The 18,175-nt window shown below is 41.5% G+C and carries 19 protein-coding genes; 10 read left to right on the top strand and 9 right to left on the bottom strand.

Translation table 11 applies throughout. The features are described from left to right. Positions 1-564 precede the first annotated feature (564 nt). From DUT71_RS13575 to DUT71_RS13540, 8 genes are all read right to left on the bottom strand, one after another. On the bottom strand, positions 565-1,266 hold the full coding sequence (locus tag DUT71_RS13575) for a zeta toxin family protein (protein WP_113663074.1): 702 nt from the start codon (positions 1,264-1,266) through the stop codon (positions 565-567). A 1-nt stretch (position 1,267) separates the two neighbouring features. Then, entirely contained in the window at positions 1,268-1,666 is a 399-nt protein-coding gene (locus DUT71_RS13570; protein ID WP_113663073.1) for a hypothetical protein, read from the bottom strand. A gap of 23 nt (positions 1,667-1,689) precedes the next feature. Then, positions 1,690-2,052 carry a hypothetical protein gene (locus tag DUT71_RS13565; protein WP_162796046.1) on the bottom strand — a complete coding sequence of 121 codons (363 nt, stop codon included), beginning with the start codon at positions 2,050-2,052 and terminating at the stop codon, positions 1,690-1,692. Positions 2,053-2,066: 14 nt separating this feature from the next. Continuing rightward, positions 2,067-3,038 carry a DUF5712 family protein gene (locus tag DUT71_RS13560; protein ID WP_113663071.1) on the bottom strand — a complete coding sequence of 324 codons (972 nt, stop codon included), beginning with the start codon at positions 3,036-3,038 and terminating at the stop codon, positions 2,067-2,069. A 2-nt stretch (positions 3,039-3,040) separates the two neighbouring features. After that, complete coding sequence (locus DUT71_RS13555) at positions 3,041-3,589, bottom strand: BfmA/BtgA family mobilization protein (protein ID WP_113663070.1); 549 nt, start codon at positions 3,587-3,589, stop codon at positions 3,041-3,043. Between the two features lie 271 nt (positions 3,590-3,860). After that, positions 3,861-4,205 (bottom strand): helix-turn-helix transcriptional regulator, encoded by a 345-nt coding sequence (locus tag DUT71_RS13550; RefSeq protein ID WP_113663069.1) that lies wholly within the window; start codon positions 4,203-4,205, stop codon positions 3,861-3,863. Between the two features lie 129 nt (positions 4,206-4,334). After that, positions 4,335-5,267, bottom strand: a complete 933-nt coding sequence (locus DUT71_RS13545) for an efflux RND transporter permease subunit (RefSeq protein WP_113663068.1) — start codon at positions 5,265-5,267, stop codon at positions 4,335-4,337. Further along, positions 5,248-6,345 (bottom strand): site-specific integrase, encoded by a 1,098-nt coding sequence (locus DUT71_RS13540; protein WP_113663067.1) that lies wholly within the window; start codon positions 6,343-6,345, stop codon positions 5,248-5,250. The genes DUT71_RS13545 and DUT71_RS13540 overlap by 20 nt, the downstream gene beginning before the upstream one ends. 205 nt (positions 6,346-6,550) lie before the next feature. On the opposite strand from DUT71_RS13540, the gene hemW reads away from it, so the two are divergent. The 6 genes from hemW (at position 6,551) to DUT71_RS13510 (ending at position 12,876) form a co-directional block, all read left to right on the top strand. Then, positions 6,551-7,699, top strand: coding sequence for a radical SAM family heme chaperone HemW (gene hemW, locus DUT71_RS13535; RefSeq protein ID WP_113663066.1), 1,149 nt, complete (start codon positions 6,551-6,553; stop codon positions 7,697-7,699). Between the two features lie 31 nt (positions 7,700-7,730). Further along, positions 7,731-8,519, top strand: a complete 789-nt coding sequence (locus DUT71_RS13530) for an SDR family oxidoreductase (RefSeq protein WP_317048854.1) — start codon at positions 7,731-7,733, stop codon at positions 8,517-8,519. A 124-nt stretch (positions 8,520-8,643) separates the two neighbouring features. Next, positions 8,644-9,522: a cupin-like domain-containing protein gene (locus tag DUT71_RS13525; protein ID WP_113663064.1), complete on the top strand. Its 879-nt coding sequence runs from the start codon at positions 8,644-8,646 to the stop codon at positions 9,520-9,522. A 143-nt stretch (positions 9,523-9,665) separates the two neighbouring features. Continuing rightward, positions 9,666-10,280 (top strand): sugar O-acetyltransferase, encoded by a 615-nt coding sequence (locus tag DUT71_RS13520; protein WP_113663063.1) that lies wholly within the window; start codon positions 9,666-9,668, stop codon positions 10,278-10,280. Between the two features lie 81 nt (positions 10,281-10,361). Next, positions 10,362-11,153: a DUF3050 domain-containing protein gene (locus DUT71_RS13515; RefSeq protein ID WP_113663062.1), complete on the top strand. Its 792-nt coding sequence runs from the start codon at positions 10,362-10,364 to the stop codon at positions 11,151-11,153. 454 nt (positions 11,154-11,607) lie between these two features. After that, on the top strand, positions 11,608-12,876 hold the full coding sequence (locus DUT71_RS13510; RefSeq protein WP_113663061.1) for a DUF5690 family protein: 1,269 nt from the start codon (positions 11,608-11,610) through the stop codon (positions 12,874-12,876). 43 nt (positions 12,877-12,919) lie between these two features. Here the strand turns inward: DUT71_RS13510 and DUT71_RS13505 are convergent, their stop codons facing one another. Then, positions 12,920-13,345, bottom strand: a complete 426-nt coding sequence (locus DUT71_RS13505) for a YybH family protein (protein WP_113663060.1) — start codon at positions 13,343-13,345, stop codon at positions 12,920-12,922. A 62-nt stretch (positions 13,346-13,407) separates the two neighbouring features. Here DUT71_RS13505 and DUT71_RS13500 point away from each other — a divergent pair, with 62 nt between their 5' ends. From DUT71_RS13500 to DUT71_RS13485, 4 genes are all read left to right on the top strand, one after another. Further along, the gene (locus DUT71_RS13500; protein WP_113663090.1) at positions 13,408-13,776 is read left to right on the top strand and encodes a ribosomal maturation YjgA family protein; all 369 of its coding nucleotides are present in this window, start codon (positions 13,408-13,410) and stop codon (positions 13,774-13,776) included. Positions 13,777-14,111: 335 nt separating this feature from the next. Then, positions 14,112-15,203 (top strand): vWA domain-containing protein, encoded by a 1,092-nt coding sequence (locus DUT71_RS13495; protein ID WP_113663059.1) that lies wholly within the window; start codon positions 14,112-14,114, stop codon positions 15,201-15,203. 71 nt (positions 15,204-15,274) lie between these two features. Beyond that, complete coding sequence (locus DUT71_RS13490) at positions 15,275-16,759, top strand: sigma 54-interacting transcriptional regulator (RefSeq protein ID WP_113663058.1); 1,485 nt, start codon at positions 15,275-15,277, stop codon at positions 16,757-16,759. Between the two features lie 159 nt (positions 16,760-16,918). Further along, on the top strand, positions 16,919-18,175 hold the full coding sequence (locus tag DUT71_RS13485) for a metallophosphoesterase (protein WP_113663057.1): 1,257 nt from the start codon (positions 16,919-16,921) through the stop codon (positions 18,173-18,175).

Genomic DNA, 18,175 nt, shown 5'->3' with positions numbered 1-18,175 from the left:
GGGTGACCAGCTTGGAACGAAAGGCAGTGGTTACTTTCAACGAAATCTACAACCACATAACACAATACAATAATTAAATTAATATATTGATTTTAAGCATTTTACATTTTTATAAATTCAATTAATTAGTGTTAGGTATAGGACTTCTTTTTTAAATTGATTATCGCTTATTCAACATTAATTAGCTCAGCTTCTGTCAGTCTTGTATTTAAAAAATTATTTCACCTGTAGTTAAAATTTAGGAATAAAAACCCCTAATAGCCACTGGAGGTATTTGAACTTTTGTTTTTATGCCAAAAGATGGAATCAAAGAAGCGATCTGCTAAATCGAGAAATCAGATACCTTGAGCTATAAGAGTAGTAGTTCTTGTTCAGAAAAAATTTTTGAGAATGAAAACACTGAAAGCCAAACACATGCGAAATCCCAATTGTCAATGCAGCGGATGGGCATGTCAATCTAATTCCGTAGATGCAAGAACAAGAAAAGGGAACAGGCCTCAGCCGTTCCCTTTTTTGTAGGCCGCAAACGAGCGTGGGGAAAATCAGGATAATACAGAATTCGTACTATCTCCCCATTCCCATCCCACCATCTATATCATGTCCTCTGTTTTTTTCCTGCTTTGGCTGTTTCTGGATATGTGACCGGATCTCTTGTTCACGCTTATTATCAATCTCATTATTCAGCCTCCTCACCCAATTGGGTAGGTTTTCAGCCTGTGCAGTAATGATTCCTTTCTTGATAGTGACTAGGGAATTCATTTTGAACGGAGAATCCTGCTCCATTGAACTCTCAAATACATCTACGGAGGTGAACCTGTCGTAAAAACTGATGAGATTTTCCATACCTCCCGAAAAATTCCTACTGACATTGTCGGCATCTACAAAATGTCCACCTGTTTTCACTCTCATATGCACCCGGAAAAGTGAATCTTCTATCGTTGGAAGGCCAATAAATATCAGCCTGGTTTCATATCCTGCCTTCTCGAACTGCTTGACACTTTCCATGACTTCCTTTGTTCTGAAATTTGTTTCAAATGCAAAATCATTGCCAGCGGCAATGGCATATTCTTTTCTCTTCTGAAAAATGAACCCATTTGTCGCATCGTAAAGTTCTCCACTATCGGTCATTGGATATTTGTGCCGTAGAAGTGCAATTTCCTTATCACCGTCAAAAATATCTGTACCGGGAGGGACAAATGTTTCAGACAGGGTAGATTTGCCCGCCCCATTGGGACCGGCTAAAACATAAAGCTGCAAGGGGTTCATCTTAGTCCAGCTTTTTGATCAGGGAAATCTTGCCAGTTTTCGCATCTATGCTAACGAGTTCCTTACGGTCAGCATATTCGTTGACATAAATATCTTGGGATGTACAAAGCTCATTTTTGTACGCACGAAAGGAACCCTTTCTAAGGTTTTCCCGTTCTACCTCACGTAACTTGTCTTCCAGAAGCATTGATTTCTCTTCTAGGCTAAGTTCATGGAAAGGTACAAATGTCAGGGTTGCCATAAGCTTATAAAGTGGACTTCGTGAATCTATTGCTGGTTTCAGCTTTGGCCAATCGCTAAGTGGCACAATGATGCTCTTCGGAGTTTCTGTGGCATCTATAAAGATGCTCAGTGCCAATGGCTGGAAATCCAGTATGTTCAAATTTACATAATTTTTCATATTTTTTCAAATTTTGATTGTACTTAGTGCTTATAAAAGTAATAGGCAACCCAAATAGCAAGGCCAAGCAAGGCGATCAGCACGGTAAATGCAACGACTACCCGTTTGGTCAGTTTGGCGAAATGATGGTGGTGCTGCACGACAACAACAGGAGGCATGCTTTCAACTAGCTGCCTAATCTGTTCCACAGTCTGCGCCATTTGTTTTTGGTAACCTGCGGTGAGGAAAGATTCGATGGACCTGCGTGCGAGCTTCAGATCATTCGAATAGTCAGGAATTCTTATCCTCGGGTATTCTGGCACTTTTCTTTCCAAGTCACTGATCCTGAGCTCAAGCTGTGACTGGATCTCCTTAAAAATTTTCAATTGTTCTTTTTGTATACTCATACCTTGATTTTTTATCATCTACTCAATTGTTGGGATTGATCCTTTTCATTAGTCTTCTTTTTCTTCTTGAACATGGGATTGGGTTCCTGTGCTATGGGCATGTGCACCGGCTCGAGCATAATGTCGAGAAATCTGGGAGCTGTAGTACCTACATGTTCCAGCATCAAACCAGCACTTTGGAAAAGCCCATTGGAAATCTCCACGGCGAGTTTGGGTATAATCCCTTTTGGATCTTCATGCATATTTGCTCCAGCAGTAAGTATATCCAGCTGTTTTCGCTGTTCGATCGTTCCGTTTTTCTGGATATTGGCATAGTCCATCCTATCCTTTAGCCCCCTTTCAAACTCGAATTCCCAGTCGAACACCATTTCGCCGCACCGCTTGAAGGCAGTCCGGTCAAATTGCCCCATTTTTTTGGAATGTTCAACGTTTTTTCCACGCGAAGCGTTCATCGGACTGAGCTTGACCTTATTGGCAATGTCCTTCCTGCTGACAATGATCTGGATATGCCGCTGATCTCCAAGTTTTAGTTCGCCCTTTTTTCTGGCACCCTCTTTTACCTCTCTGTCATTATGGCTATAGTGTCTATGGTGTTCCAGTTTTGCAAACCACAACAGGTCTTCGTTGCTATTGATTCCCGGTCTATTGAAATTGCGTGCATATTCGTCCATCACTTTTTCCACATAGCTTTTCAGTGCTTCAGACATCCCATTCTTGCCGAACATTTCCTCAAGGTGGTAGAGCTCTTTTTGGCTGGGGCTGATGTTGATCAGGTAGAATTTGGCATCCCGTCTGCCCAGTTTAGCAACATTGGCATCTATGCCCTTGCGCACCTCGAAAGGTTCAAATTCGGCACCATTGTGGCCAAACCATAGCTCTGGTGCATCGGCAAGATGCATCCTGTTTTCCTTTTCCAGATAATTGACCAGGCTCGAACAGCTGCCTTTGTTGTTCGCTTCTTTTTTATCGGTGATGTTGATGTACATAGCTATAGCATTTTGATCTGGTACAGTGTAGTAGACAATAGCTGCTCCTTTTCCTTTCTGGATCCCAACGCCGATAGATTATCTCGAGCGGAGGCATAGCTTTCGAGTATGCCGAGGAACAACGCCTTAAGATGTTCTTTGTCTTTTAGCAATTGTGCAATCCTGCGATAATTGGTCTCCAGCCCGCTGAGATATTGGTTCTGGCGTTCGAAAAGTCCCGGTATCTGCTCATTCTGCTTGGCAAGCAGGCCAAATCCCGTGATCACTTTCTTCTGAGAGTCGATCATCCTCCCAATTTCCCGTTTGGTCGGTATCAGCAGCTCGTTCTCTTGGGTCTTTATAAAACCCACATAATCCTTGTATTGGCGCATGATGGTAGCCTTAAGCATATCATCGTTAATGTCCAATGGATCTTTTTTTGTTCTGTAAAAGTACTCCACCATCTGAAGGAAAACCTGTCGTTTGGGCCTTCCCAGCTTTAGCGCAAGCTTTTCAAGCTTGCTCGCTTCGGCCTCGGAGTATTTGATTGATCTTAGTGGTTCATTTCCCATAATGTCAGTTATATTGGCATATCCAGATATATCGCACCCTAACTGGGGTGCTGAAATGTGGCCTTTAGGCTCATTAGTAAAGGGAGCGCACCCCCGGAGGGTGCGCTAAACCCCCATGGCGATAGCCTGGGGCGAGAAAGGTAGGGCTCTGCCCAACCTCCGCTCGCTCCATTTTTGAAGGAAAATGGACAACTTCCCCTCAATTGGTAGCCTTACATGGCGGACAGCTTTTGCGCACAAAGTATTGCCGTTTTTAGTATGCTGATACCTGCTACTTCCTTCGCAGCTTTCTCTTGAACTCAAATTCCATTGCCTTTTCAGCAACTTCGGTTTCAGTGAGGCACCTATGTGACAGCAGCCAAGTCAAGATTGTTTTTTTGGAAAACCGAACCCCGCCATTGGGCAGGGACAGATAGGGCAACTGTCCTGCAGACTTAAGCTGGTAAAGGGTCTGTCTTGAATATCCGGTAATCCGTTCGGCAATTTCGTAGCCGCCAATCTCATCCTCCTCGCTAACCTGGGCAATTGCTGGTATCCGTGGCCACTCTTGGTGTAGAATTTCTACCAGATCTGAAACTTTCAGATCGATCAATCTTATATCTGGGTTTATCTTCATCTTACCTCCATTTTATCTTGCAAATGGAAAGATAAAGACAGCACAATACAAACGTTCGATAGCTATCGAACGACTTTCGCTATATCTAACAAAATAGGTTTATATTATAGATTAAAAAACAGTGAGGGGTTATTTTATCCTGTACAGTTTTACGTACTCTACTGGAGTGTTCCTGTAGCGCTGTCCTTCAAGGAATACTAGGCTTTTCATATCTTCCAGATGAAATACATCCCTTATAAGCTCTCTATACTTATAGTGGAGGATTTCGCCAGAAAGCACCTTTCGCTCCTCGATACAGTATTTGAGAAAACCCGCTAGCGATTTGCTGACAGCTCTGGCATGGATGACACATCTAATTTCAAGCTTTTCCTGATCGCCCCATTCCAGTAATCGGCCATTTGCACTTTCAGCATTGATTCGCTCGATGAAGTCAGAGAAAGCTAGTGTTTTTTCTTCAAGGGTTTTTCCTTCCAACCAAAAATCATAAAATGTCCTTTCAACAGATTGCTCGGCGATTTGGGGTACCTCTCTGAAGAGTTTTTTCTTCCATTCTGCACTGAGGAAAAGATGGAACGTCTCATCCAGGTTCTTCTTAACTGCTGGAGGATATAATTTTGGCAGAGTAAAGTAGCCGAATACAGCGGAAATGATTGCACCGAGCACTCCTATCGTGGTAATTTTGAGTTCATTGGCATTTATGGTGCCAGCAAGAAAAAGTAGGGCCAAGGCTACAAATCCAAGCGCCGCAACAAGCATCATGATATAATGGAATAGGCACGCTTGAATATAAAACCATCTCAATTTTACTGCTTCGACATCGGATAGGCCTTCGAAAGTTGACCTAATCTGAGCCAAGCGTTCCTCAACAGATAACCTGTGGTATCTTCCGATGATCTCGTTCATCCAATTGGAGGCGCTTACCGAAAGCAAGAGCTGTATAGGAACTATCCAAAGCACCATGAATACCCCCACGATCACAAAGGGTAACCTCAACTGGTCAAACTGGAAGAAGATTGCAGAATAGACTACAACCAATAACACCTCAAAGAGTACTTTTTTCATCTAACAGGCTGGGAAACTTCAACATTTCTGCTTTTCTTTTTTCATCTACGATTTTGGCATAAAGCTGAGTCATTTCAATCTTGGAATGTCCTAACAGTTTTTGCATCGTGTAAACATCTATACCAAAAGTTAGACCAATTGTTGCAAAAGTGTGCCTTGCCGCATGAAAATGTAAACTCTTTTTAATTCCAGCTTCAAGTCCCCAGAATTTCAGATAGAGGTTCACAACCTGACTAGAGGGCAAACCCCAAAAGACCTTATTGTTTTTTGGATGGATATCAACCTTGTCCATTACCGAACGTGCATCATCGAGCAATGGAACCCTAACGATCTTTTGTGTAGTCTTTGCAGGTCGGAAAACAAGATGGCCGTCCTGAATTTCATCATAGGTCAATTTTTTTACATCGGAAAACCTAAGGCCGGTAAAACAACAAAATAGAAAGGCCTGTCTGATCTGACTGTTTCCCTTTTTGGGAATACAAGCAGCTAACTTTCGCACCTCTTCAATGTTCAGTGTCGTAATTTCGGTTTCGGCAAGACCAACAATCTTAAATGTTGGAAACGGAGAAACCTGCACAATGCCTTTCACCACCAACTTATTGAAGTACTGCCGAAAGGTGGTCATATAGGAGTTTGCTGTATTCTGGCTAACCACACTCAACAGGTAATCTTGGAAAAGCGTTAGAAAATCCTCATCTACATCCTGAAAATAGATCTGCTCACCATCTGCATATTTTTCAAGTTGTATCGTAACGCATTCTAGTCTATAGTAGAACTTCTTGGCAAGCGTACTCCTAAAATAATCCAAAAGATTATAATTGATCTTTCCATTTTGCTGGTATCCGTTTTCAGAAAAGCTCATCTTATCCTCCCGATTATTCCGTATGGCTTTAATGACCTTCATCTTATCCTTATCGACCTCTGCGATCCTAGTGCTCGGATTGGAATAATCCTTGGTCACATAAATCTTGAGAAATTCATAATTGCGCTTACCTTTGCCTTGACCTGCAGCGGAATAAATATCCAAGTAAGCACTGTATTTATCGTCATTTAATTTCTTGTATCTTACGGTGACCATGGCTGAATAGGTGAAGTAAAACAATCTTTGTTACTTTTGTTACTCATAAAATGTAAATAGTAACATTTGAGTAACAAAAGTAACATAAAATAAGGTAAAATGCAAAAGATGAAGACAGAATATTTAAAAACCATTAAATTGATTTACAGACTATTATGTATATTTTTCTATATTGTTTTATCTTCATTTAATATAGCAAAATAGCATGGCGGGCATTTATATCCATATTCCTTTCTGCAAAAAAGCTTGTACTTATTGCGATTTCCACTTTACCACTTCAACTAAAAACCTTGATGAAATGGTGGAGGCCATTTGCCAGGAAATCAGGATGAAGAAAGATCGATTGGCCAATCAACCGATAGAGAGCATTTATTTTGGCGGCGGTACCCCTACCACACTGCCGGGCGCTGCTTTGCAAAAAATATTGGCCACTACAGAAAACCTTTTTTCTATTTCATCCAACGCTGAAATAACGATAGAGGCCAATCCAGATGACCTTACGGCTCAAAAAATCAAGGAGCTAAGGCAGTTACCTTTTAACCGATTTAGCATAGGCACGCAGTCTTTTTTTAATGAAGATTTGATTTGGATGAACCGTGCCCATAATGCGCAAGAGGCTACAGACTGCATTAAGAGAAGTCAGGATGCCGGGTTTGAAAAACTAACGATTGACCTGATTTATGGTTATCCTTTGCTTAGTGACGAAAAATGGATCAGCAACATAGAAACAGCAGTCATGTTGGAAGTACCGCATATTTCGGCCTATGCCCTAACCGTTGAACCCCGTACAGCGCTTGCCCATGCTATTGCCAAAGGCAAGCAACCTGGCGTTAACGACGATCAAAGTGCCGAGCAATTTTTAATGTTAGTGGAAAAGCTAACAAATAATGGGTTTGAACACTACGAAATCTCCAATTATAGCTTACCAGGCAAATATGCCGTGCACAACACCAACTACTGGAAGGGCATACCTTATCTGGGCATAGGCCCTTCAGCGCATGGTTTTGATGGCACTAATCGCTACATCAACATTGCCAACAATGCAAAGTATTTAGAAGGTATTGGCAAAAAGCAGTTACCAGAAACTGTTGAACAGCTGAGCAATGCCGATCAATTTAATGAATATGTGATGACCTCATTGCGTACCATGTGGGGTATTAACCTTGAAAAGGTGAGTAATGACTTCGGTGAACGAGCAAAAGAATTGGTTCTTAAACACATCAAACCTTATTTGGCCGACGAAAAAGTTTATATCGACAATCATAAGATTTATCTTAGCAATAAAGGAAAGTTATTTGCGGACGGCATTGCCGCAGCACTTTTTTTGGAGGGAGATGAAATGAAATCACGCTGATCTTTTATAGGCCGGCAAAATCATAACAAATATGATGAACAACAAAATAGTATGGATCACGGGTGCCTCATCGGGCATTGGAGAAGCTTTAGTGTACGAGCTGAACGCTGCTGGTGCAAAGTTAATCATCTCGTCCCGTAACCGAGACGAGCTGTTCCGGGTGAAGCAAAAATGTCGCAACCAAATTGATGTACATGTGCTTTCATTGGACCTTGAGGACAGCGAAAGCCTTCCGGGTAAAGCTGTGGACGCCCTACGTATTTATGGACATATTGATGTACTGATTAACAGCGGAGGCATCAGCCAACGGGCATTGGCCTTAGAAACCGACCTTAAAACCGAGCAGCGTTTTATGGACATCAATTTTTGGGGGACCGTAATTTTAACTAAGGCCGTTTTACCGCAAATGATCAAACGAAACAGCGGAACCATTGTATGTGTAAGTAGTTTAGTGGGCAAGTTTGGCACTCGTTTACGCTCTGCTTATTCTGCTTCAAAACATGCTTTGCATGGTTATTTCGAATCGCTGAGGATAGAATTGGACAACCCGAACATCCATATTATGCTAGCCTGTCCTGGCTTCATTAAAACCAAAGTCACTATTAATGCCCTTACTTCCAACGGCAGCCCGCAAGGCACCATGGATGCCGCTCAGGAAAACGGCATGTCGCCAGAAGAATGTGCAAAGCAAATGATTAAAGCCATGGAAAAAAAGAAAGACGAGGTATATATTGGCGGCAAGGAAACCAAAGGCGTACTTTTAAAGCGTCTTTTTCCTGGCTATTTCGCCAAAATGATCAGGAAAGCAAAGGTAACTTAGGATGATTTCCATCATTTTTTTCACATTTTATTTTAATTCACACCTATATTTCCGTTTTTAATCACAATTTTGTGATGATTAACTTTTTGTTAATTTTAATTAAAAGTTTATACCAAACCCACAAATGAGCTTTATATTAAAACCAGTTGATACAGTCGACACGATAAGCAAAGAAGATTTTAAGAAGAACTACTTAGATCCAAAGCGTCCGCTAATTATTAAGGGCCTAACCAAAGATTGGCCAGCCAGAGAGAAATGGACAACCGAATACTTGAAATCCATTGCTGGGGATGTAGAAGTTCCATTATACGACAACTCCAAAGCAGATCCAAGTAAGCCTATTAACTCGGCGGTAGCGCACATGAAATTTGGGGAATATCTTGATTTGATTAAACGTGAACCTACTGAACTCCGTATTTTTCTTTTCAATCTTTTTAAGAAAGTACCGGGACTGATCGACGACATTAAGATCCCTAAAGATTTGATGGGTGGCGTAATGGAAAGCATACCAGCGATGTTTTTTGGCGGCTCCAATTCTGAAACGTTCCTGCATTATGATATTGACCTGCCCAATATTTTACATACGCACTTTGGCGGACGCAAACACGTGATCTTGTTTGATTACAAATGGAAAAAACGTTTGTATTGCTTGCCTAACGCAACTTATGCCCTGGAAGATTTTAACGTAGGAAAACCTGACTTTGAAAAATTCCCTTCCTTAAATGGCATTGAAGGTTACGAGGTTATTTTAGAGCACGGCGATACGCTATTTATGCCAATAGGCATGTGGCATTGGATGAAATACCTGGATGGTTCATTCTCGCTGAGTTTAAGAGCTTGGGATCAATCAATTCCAGGTAAGGCAGCCAGTTTATGGAGCTTGTTCCAACACGGCGCCGTAGATAGTTTGCTAAAGATGGCATTTAAAGGAAAATATGCTTCTTATAGAGAAAAATTAGCCGTAAAAAGAGCGGAAAAAGCTTATGCAAAAGGCACTTTATAAACCATTGCTAAACATATTGATAGCGGGGCATCGGTAACGGTAGCCCCGTTTTCATTTGATTACTTTTTTGGGCAAATCTGAATTAAATCTCATAAAGTCATTTTTTTTTAGCCATCGCAAAGTTGTTGTTTAACTTCGCGGCCATGCAACAAAAGCAGTTAAGCGAAAAGGATAAAATGTTGGCTGGTAAAGCCTACCAGGCTGGTGACTCCGAACTTGCCAACGAGCGTTTAAAAGCCAGGGAAATCGTTTTTGAGTTCAACAACCTAGCTCCCAAGCAAATCAAGGCACGCAAGCAATTAATCAAAAAGTTGTTTGGCAAAACCGGCACCATGTTTTATGTGGAACCGCCTTTCCGTTGCGACTACGGCTATAATATTGAAATTGATGAGCATTTCTACAGCAATTTCAACCTGACTATTTTAGATTGCGCCAAAGTTAAAATTGGCAAGCATGCATTTTTTGGACCTAACGTAGCACTTTATACTGCTGGGCATCCGCTGCATTCCCACCTGCGTGATCAGGAACATGAATGGGCACAACCTATTACTATCGGCCACAGTGTTTGGCTGGGCGGCAACGTAGTGGTTAACCCTGGAGTAACCATTGGCAATAACGTGGTCATAGGGTCGGGCAGTGTAGTGACCAAAGATATTCCCGACAATGTATTTGCCGCGGGAAATCCATGCAAGGTCATCCGTGAAATTACCGATGCCGACAAAGACTTTTACTACAAGAACTTTACTTTAGAACAATAACCATTTATTCCAATACCGGGCCTACAAAGTTTTAAAAACTTCAAAAGCCTTAAAACCATAACCCTACAATAGCATATCCAAATGAATTCCCATATCGAAAAAATTAACCAATTAACCGCAACGCTCAGAAATCAAATTGTAAACCATGGCGTTTACACTCAAATTAGTGAGCTACCCGAGTTGCGTATTTTCATGGAGCATCATGTTTATGCGGTGTGGGATTTCATGTCGTTGCTTAAAGCGTTACAAATTAATTTAACCTGTACTACGCTGCCTTGGTTTCCGGTAGGCAATGCCAAAACAAGGCAATTGATTAACGAAATTGTGGCTGGCGAAGAGTCGGATGTGGACGAAAAAGGCGATATCAAAAGCCACTTTGAGTTATATATTGACGCAATGGACCAAGTGGGCGCAAATACTCGGCCTATCCAAACGTTCATCCAATCGCTTCAAGCGGGAAAAAGCTTTGACGAAGCTTATGCTTTGGCTAATGTCCCGTTGGCTGCTCAGGACTTTATCAATAGTACTTTTGGCATCATCAACGCGGGCAAAAATCACGCTACCGCAGCCGCTTTCACTTTTGGCCGCGAAGATTTAATTCCCAATATGTTCCACAGCATGGTAAGTGATTTGAATAGTAAACATCCTGATCAAGTCACTATTTTCAAGTATTACCTAGATAGACACATTGAAGTGGACGGTGACCACCATAGTCATTTGGCTTTGGAAATGACCAGCGAACTTTGTGGCGATGAAGAAAATGCTTGGAAAGAAGCTTCAGCCGCAGTACAAGAAGCCTTGCAGCAACGTATCAATTTATGGAATGCGGCACTCCAAGAAATTGAGCAAATCCGCAGCACAACATCCATGTAATTTCATTGCAACTTCTTTAGAACTATTTAAAAACAAGCGGTAACTTACAGGTTTCGTTTGGCGATGATGCCAAGCAACATCTTGTTGCTAAAAACGGCGTCCTCGCCGTCTATCGTAATCAGGCCTTTAGCTCAAAAATCAGTTTCTACTACTATTTACATTCCCTCGCTTTGCGGACAAGCTGTTTTCCTATAGATAAAAAAAGTATGCAAAACCGAAACGGAGTGAGTTCATTTGTACCTCTAAAATCATAGAAACGAATAAATAAAAATCCGCGGCTGCGCCCTGTTCTATTAAAGTAATAAGTAAGGCCAATTTGTGCATCCCGAACAGGACAAGGCCGATTTTAGTACAACGAAGAGGCTTTGCTAAGACTGGAAATAATGAAAAATTACAAAATGCCTAACACGAACTCATATTAAAATAGTTTATCTTCAATGAAGATTAATCTTTTATGAGCCAAACAAATACCAGTAAATCTATACAAACTGGGCTATATGCCGCAGTGGTTGTGTTTTTAGCCTACACCATGATTTTTGGCTATCGGAAAACCTTTACCGTAGCCACTTTTGATGGGTTAAGCATTGCTGGATATAGCTATAAAACGATATTGGTCATTAGCCAAATGCTGGGGTACTTACTGGCAAAGTTTTACGGCATCAAATACATTTCTGAGTTGCCACGTACAGGCCGCGGCAAAATCATTTTGTTGCTTACGGGCATTGCATGGTTAAGTTGGCTGCTGTTTGCCATTGTACCAGCCCCTTACAACATTGTATTTCTTTTTGTCAATGGCTTCCCATTGGGGATGCTTTGGGGCGTGGTATTTTCTTATGTTGAAGGTAGAAGAAGTACGGATTTTATTGGAGCAGCACTTGCCGTTAGCTTTATTTTTGCGTCTGGCTTTGTGAAATCGGTGGGTGCGCTGTTGATGAACAATTTTGGCATTAGCGAATTTTGGATGCCTTTTTATGCCGGACTGGTGTTTTGTCTCCCTTTGCTTTTGTTTGTTTATTTGATGGAAAAAATTCCTCAGCCAGATATACAAGACGTTGCCTTTAGGGCGCAACGCATAGCCATGACTGCCAACGACCGAAAGAAATTTATCCGAGATTTTTTTGGTGGAATTGTAGCCTGTGTCATGATCTATTGCTTTGCAACTATTTTTAGGGACATCAGAGATAATTTCAATGCCGAGATGTGGAAGGAAATGGGGTTCTTTAACCAACCAGCTCTTTTCTCTAAAACCGAAACACCTATTACTTTAATTGTACTTGTGCTTATTGGCAGTATGGTGCTAATTAAAAACAACTTTACGGCGCTAAAAACAGCGCATTATTTTATTTTGATGGGTTTTGCTTTGGCTGCAACTTGCACCTTATTGTTCAAATGGGGGCAACTGGGTCCCATTGCTTGGATGACTTTGGTAGGACTTGGCCTGTACATGGTTTACATTCCTTTTAACGCCATTTTCTTTGATCGACTGATTTCTACCTTTAAATATGCCAGCAATGTTGGTTTCCTGATTTACATTGCCGATGCTTTTGGGTATGTTGGGAGCATAGGAGTGTTATTTAGCAAAGAGATTTTCAAAATACAACTGAACTGGGTGACTTTCTTTTCGAGCAGCGTAATGATATTGTCTGTAATTGGTGTATTGCTAACGATTTATTCTTTGTATTACTTTTCAAGAAAGTATAGAAAGTTGGTTCCGATGAAATAGTCTTATTATTCAGCGTACAGCGAAGAATCCTGGGTTAATTGGTTTAGGAACTATGGTCGGCAACTACTTTCCATTGTCCTTTGATCTTTCTTAACAGCAACGTAAAATATCCCTTAGGTTCATCCTTCTCTCGCTTTAAATTCCAACTGCCTAACACAAAAGCCCTGTCTTTCGACAAAAATTCTATTTTTTTAATCCCAAAGGTTAAAAAACCCATGGCGCTTTTATCGGGATAGCCCTTTTTATAATTATCCAATGTTTTTTGCCAGCCGTAAGTTGGTCCATTTTTACCAACAAACAGTAAGCTGTCGCTTTTCCAGTAACCTTGCATATAAGCATCCATGTCGCCTTTATTCCAACCTTGGCGCTGGTCTTCCAATACTTTCAAGATGGCATTACGGTCATGGGCGGTTTGTGCCATGGCCTGGCTGGCCACTAAGCAAAATAGAAGGATCAATAATCTTTTCATAAAAAACCTTTGTTAACAAATCTAATAAATTTATTTTCATGAAACATAAACGGCAAAAGCCCATGAAAATACAATTCAACAGCAGTTATTTTGTTCTCGCCGCAATCTTTTTTATCATAGAGGTATTGATAGCGCTTTTTGTGCACGATCAAATTATCCGTCCTTATATTGGCGATGTGCTGGTGGTTATGCTCATTTATTGCTTTGTAAAAGCTTTTTTTAATTTTCCTGTTTTAAACACTACTATTGGCGTGTTGCTTTTTGCCTATCTGATAGAAACTTTGCAATATTTCCAGTTTGTAAAACGGATAGGCATGGAACACTCGAGATTGGCCAATGTAGTGATTGGGAATTATTTTGCCTGGGAAGATATCATTGCTTATTCCATTGGTGCGGTGATTATTTTGTTGGCAGAACGGGGAAAGCTTTAGGTACTCAAACCCCACAGGGCAATGCCTTTGCCCGGTAAACCTGATGGGAGCGCATATCCTTTTTGTTTTACCTGCCATCCTGATCCCGAAGTTTCGGGATCAGGAACGGTAAGTTAAAGCAGTTCAGAAATAGATCTTTCGCTGCGCAACATTACCGGTGAACCCAACAAAAAGATAGCAGCGTACAGCAGGACCGCAACCCGCCATGGAATGCTGCCGTAGTTTTTCAAATAATTATGAGATACTCCTGAACAGAATATGACATCTGCCTTAAAATATTCCATGGCTAAACCATTACCTTAGTTGTTACGTTAATTAGAGGTGTGAGAAGTAATATGAAAGGTTACCAGTTTTCGAAATATTTACCCAACGATTTGCCCAAAGGGGGCTTTGAGGAGTTGCTGAAATTATTTACCCAACTGCTTAACTATACGGCAGGCGATGCTGGGGAGGCATTGGCCTGGATGAACGAGCTGGATAAGCAATACAAATTCACCAACAACGACTACGGCATGGGCGATTTCATAGAAGACCTGAAGGAAAAGGGTTATTTGAAGGAAGAGGATGGCGAAGTTAAAATAACCGCCAAAACAGAGCAGAGCATCCGTAAATCGGCTTTAGAAGAAATTTTCGGGAAATTGAAAAAAGCTGGAAAAGGCAACCACAACAGCAACATATCGGGCATTGGCGAAGAAAAAAATGCAGATAGGCGTGAGTTTAATTTTGGCGATAGCTTGGACCAAATTGACATGACGGCCTCTATCCACAACGCCCAAATTAACCACGGCATTGGCAATTTTACCCTAACGGAACGTGATTTGGAAGTGGAAGAAAAGGACTATAAAACGCTAACTTCTACGGTGCTGATGATCGATATCTCGCACTCCATGATCTTATACGGGGAAGATCGTATTACTCCGGCCAAGAAAACAGCCATGGCTTTGGCCGAACTGATCAAAACCAAATACCCAAAAGATACTTTAGACATTGTAGTTTTTGGGAATGATGCTTGGCCAATCAGCATTAAAGACCTACCCTACCTACAGGTTGGACCCTATCATACCAACACCTTTGCTGGCCTGGAGCTGGCCACCGATTTACTGCGCCGCCGAAAAACGCACAACAAGCAAATTTTCATGATTACCGATGGCAAACCTACCTGTTTAAAGGAAAATGGCAGGTACTATAAAAACAGCGTGGGATTGGACAGGAAAGTAATTAGCAAAACGCTAAACATGGCGGCACAATGCAAAAGGCTGAACATTCCCATTACCACATTTATGATTGCCAAAGACCCCTATCTACAGCAATTTGTTAGGCAGTTTACCCAAATCAATGGCGGTAGGGCATTTTACAGCTCATTAAATGGCCTTGGAGAGTACATTTTTGAAGATTATATAAAAAACAGAAGAAAAACAGTTAGATAGATGTAAGGAGTAAGGTTGAAGGCCTAAAGCTGCCAACCCCCTACACCCTACACCTTAAAGCTTATACCTTTATGACAAAAGCAAAAACACTAGGAGAACTCAGAACAACTTCATATCAATCGTTAAGTATTAAAGATGAGCTCAGAAAAAATTTGATCAAACAGTTACAGCAAAAGGAAGCGGGCTTTGAAGGAATTTTAGGTTATGATGAAACCGTAATTCCTGAATTGCAAACCGCTATTTTAGCTCGGCATAATGTATTGCTACTGGGCTTGAGGGGGCAGGCCAAAACCCGCATTGCCCGTTTAATGGTGAATTTACTGGACGAATACATTCCGTACATTGCTGGCAGCGAGATTTTTGACGATCCTTTAAACCCCATTTCGTGGTATGGCCACCATGAAATTGCCACCAAAGGTGATGATACTCCCATTGCGTGGTTGCACCGCAGCGAACGCTATACCGAAAAACTGGCTACGCCTGATGTTACTGTAGCCGATTTGATCGGGGATGTAGATCCCATTAAAGCGGCCAACCTAAAACTGACCTACAACGATGAAAGGGTTATCCATTTTGGTTTGATCCCGAGAGCACATCGTGGCATTTTCGTGATCAATGAACTTCCGGATCTACAAGCGAGGATCCAGGTGGCTTTATTTAACATGCTCCAGGAAAAGGATATCCAAATCAGGGGCTTCAAGCTTCGCTTGCCTTTGGATATTCAATTTGTGTTTACCGCAAACCCCGAAGATTATACCAACCGCGGAAGCATTGTAACCCCTTTGAAAGACCGTATCGAAAGTCAAATTTTAACTCACTATCCAAAATCAATAGAGATTTCGAGGAAAATCACCTTTCAGGAGGCCAAACTTACGCCTGAACAACGTTTGATAGAAGCCGATGGCTTAGTGAAAGATTTGGTGGAACAGGTTGCTTTTGAAGCCAGAAAAAGCGAATACATCGATCAGAAATCGGGCGTTTCTGCTCGCTTAACCATTTCGGCTTTCGAAAATCTAATTGGCAACGCGGAGCGAAGAATGCTCATCAATAAAGAAAAAAACACCTTTGTACGTATCTCGGATTTTAGCGGTATTATCCCCGCTGTTACCGGAAAAATAGAATTGGTTTACGAAGGTGAGCTAGAAGGCCCTGCTAAAGTGGCGCATACCCTCATTGGAAAGGCCATTAAGCATTTATTTGTTCGTTATTTTCCAGACCCTACCAGAGCTAAAAAAAGTAAAACGGCTAATCCCTACACTGAAATTACCGAATGGTTTACGGAGGGCAACACCATTGAGGTGGATGACAACCTCACGTTAACCGAGTATAAAAACGAATTGCACAAAGTAAAAGGCCTGCAAGAACTGATCAAGAGGTTCCATCCCAAATTGAGTGAAAACCAGACATTGTTGCTCATGGAATTTGTATTACACGGATTAGCGGAGTTTTCACAACTGAACAAAAACTACCTTAACGGCGGCTTTGGTTTTTCGGATATGTTTGAAAGTTTGTTCAATACAGATTTAACGGATGAAGACGACGAAGATTTTAGGTAGTTTCTGCTCGCCTCGTTTCGAGTGTAGCACAGCAAGAGAAAAATCTGGCACGATGTAAACTTCCGAAGTTTTTGATACTTCGGAAGTCTAAAACAAACCATTGAAACAAATCTTAAAATCCAGGGTCTAAACACTCAAATCAATTTAACTTTACCCCAAATGGGAAGAACAATATTTCTTACGGTACTCTGTTTTATCGTTATCTTATTCGACATTTATTGCTACAATGCCATATTAGCCGCATTTAAAAACTGGACACCGCGTACCAAGCAACGCTTTAAAAAAGCGTGGTGGATAATAAACATCAGTTTAATTGTGGGCGTATTTTGTGCCATTTACCTCAATCTGTTCTTAACCATCAGGGCTATTATTTTAGTAGCTTTTTTTCTACTTACGGCCAGCAAGGCCGTTATGCTGCCTTTCTTGCTGATTGATGATTTGAGGCGGTTGGTGATCAAATTTAAGAGGTTGTTGAAACGTAAGCAACCTGCAGAGGCCGCGAAAGAAAGTATTGCCGGCCAACCCATCAGCCGTTCTTCCTTTTTGGTAAAAGCAGGCCTAATTGCCGGAGCCGTTCCTTTAAGCTCATTAAGTTGGGGCATTATCTCGGGTGCTTATGATTATCAAATTAGAAGGGTGAACCTAAAGCTCCCCAATTTGCCTAGTGCTTTTGACGGCATTACCATGGCACAGGTTTCAGACATCCACTCGGGCAGTTTTTATAACAAAACCGCCGTAAAGGGTGGCGTGGAAATGCTGCTGGCCCAAAAACCAGACTTTGTGTTCTTTACGGGCGATCTGGTAAACAACCTTACCAGCGAGGTAAAGGACTATCAAGATATCTTTAGCAAAGTAACGGCACCATTGGGTGTTTATTCGGTATTGGGCAACCACGATTATGGCGATTACCATTTTGGCAAAGCCAGCTCCCCAGCTAAAGTGAAAAACCTACAGGACATGATTGCTACCCACAAAATTATGGGTTGGGACCTTTTAATGAACCAGCATCGCAGATTGAAAGTGGATGGCGAAGAAATTGGTATCCTTGGGATTGAAAACTGGGGCATGGGCCGCTTTCCAAAGTACGGCAAGATGGAATTGGCCACACAAAACACCGATGATCTTCCCGTGAAATTATTGCTTTCGCACGATCCTTCACATTGGCGTGGCGAGGTATTGCAAAAATACCCACAGATAGATGCCATGTTTAGCGGCCATACCCACGGCATGCAATTTGGCGTAAGAATAAAGGAAATGCAATGGAGCCCCGTGCAATATATCTACAAAGAATGGGCCGGCCTATATACCGAACAAAAGCAACAACTTTATGTAAATGTTGGCTATGGCTTTTTAGGCTATCCGGGACGTGTAGGTATTTTGCCAGAAATCACGATATTTACCTTAAGCAAAGCTTAG

Origin of the sequence: Pedobacter nanyangensis (assembly GCF_003313505.1) — a bacterium.
Taxonomy (GTDB): Bacteria; Bacteroidota; Bacteroidia; order Sphingobacteriales; family Sphingobacteriaceae; genus Pedobacter; species Pedobacter nanyangensis.
Note: the sequence above shows the minus strand (reverse complement) of the source record. Positions and strands in the feature narration are given on the sequence as shown.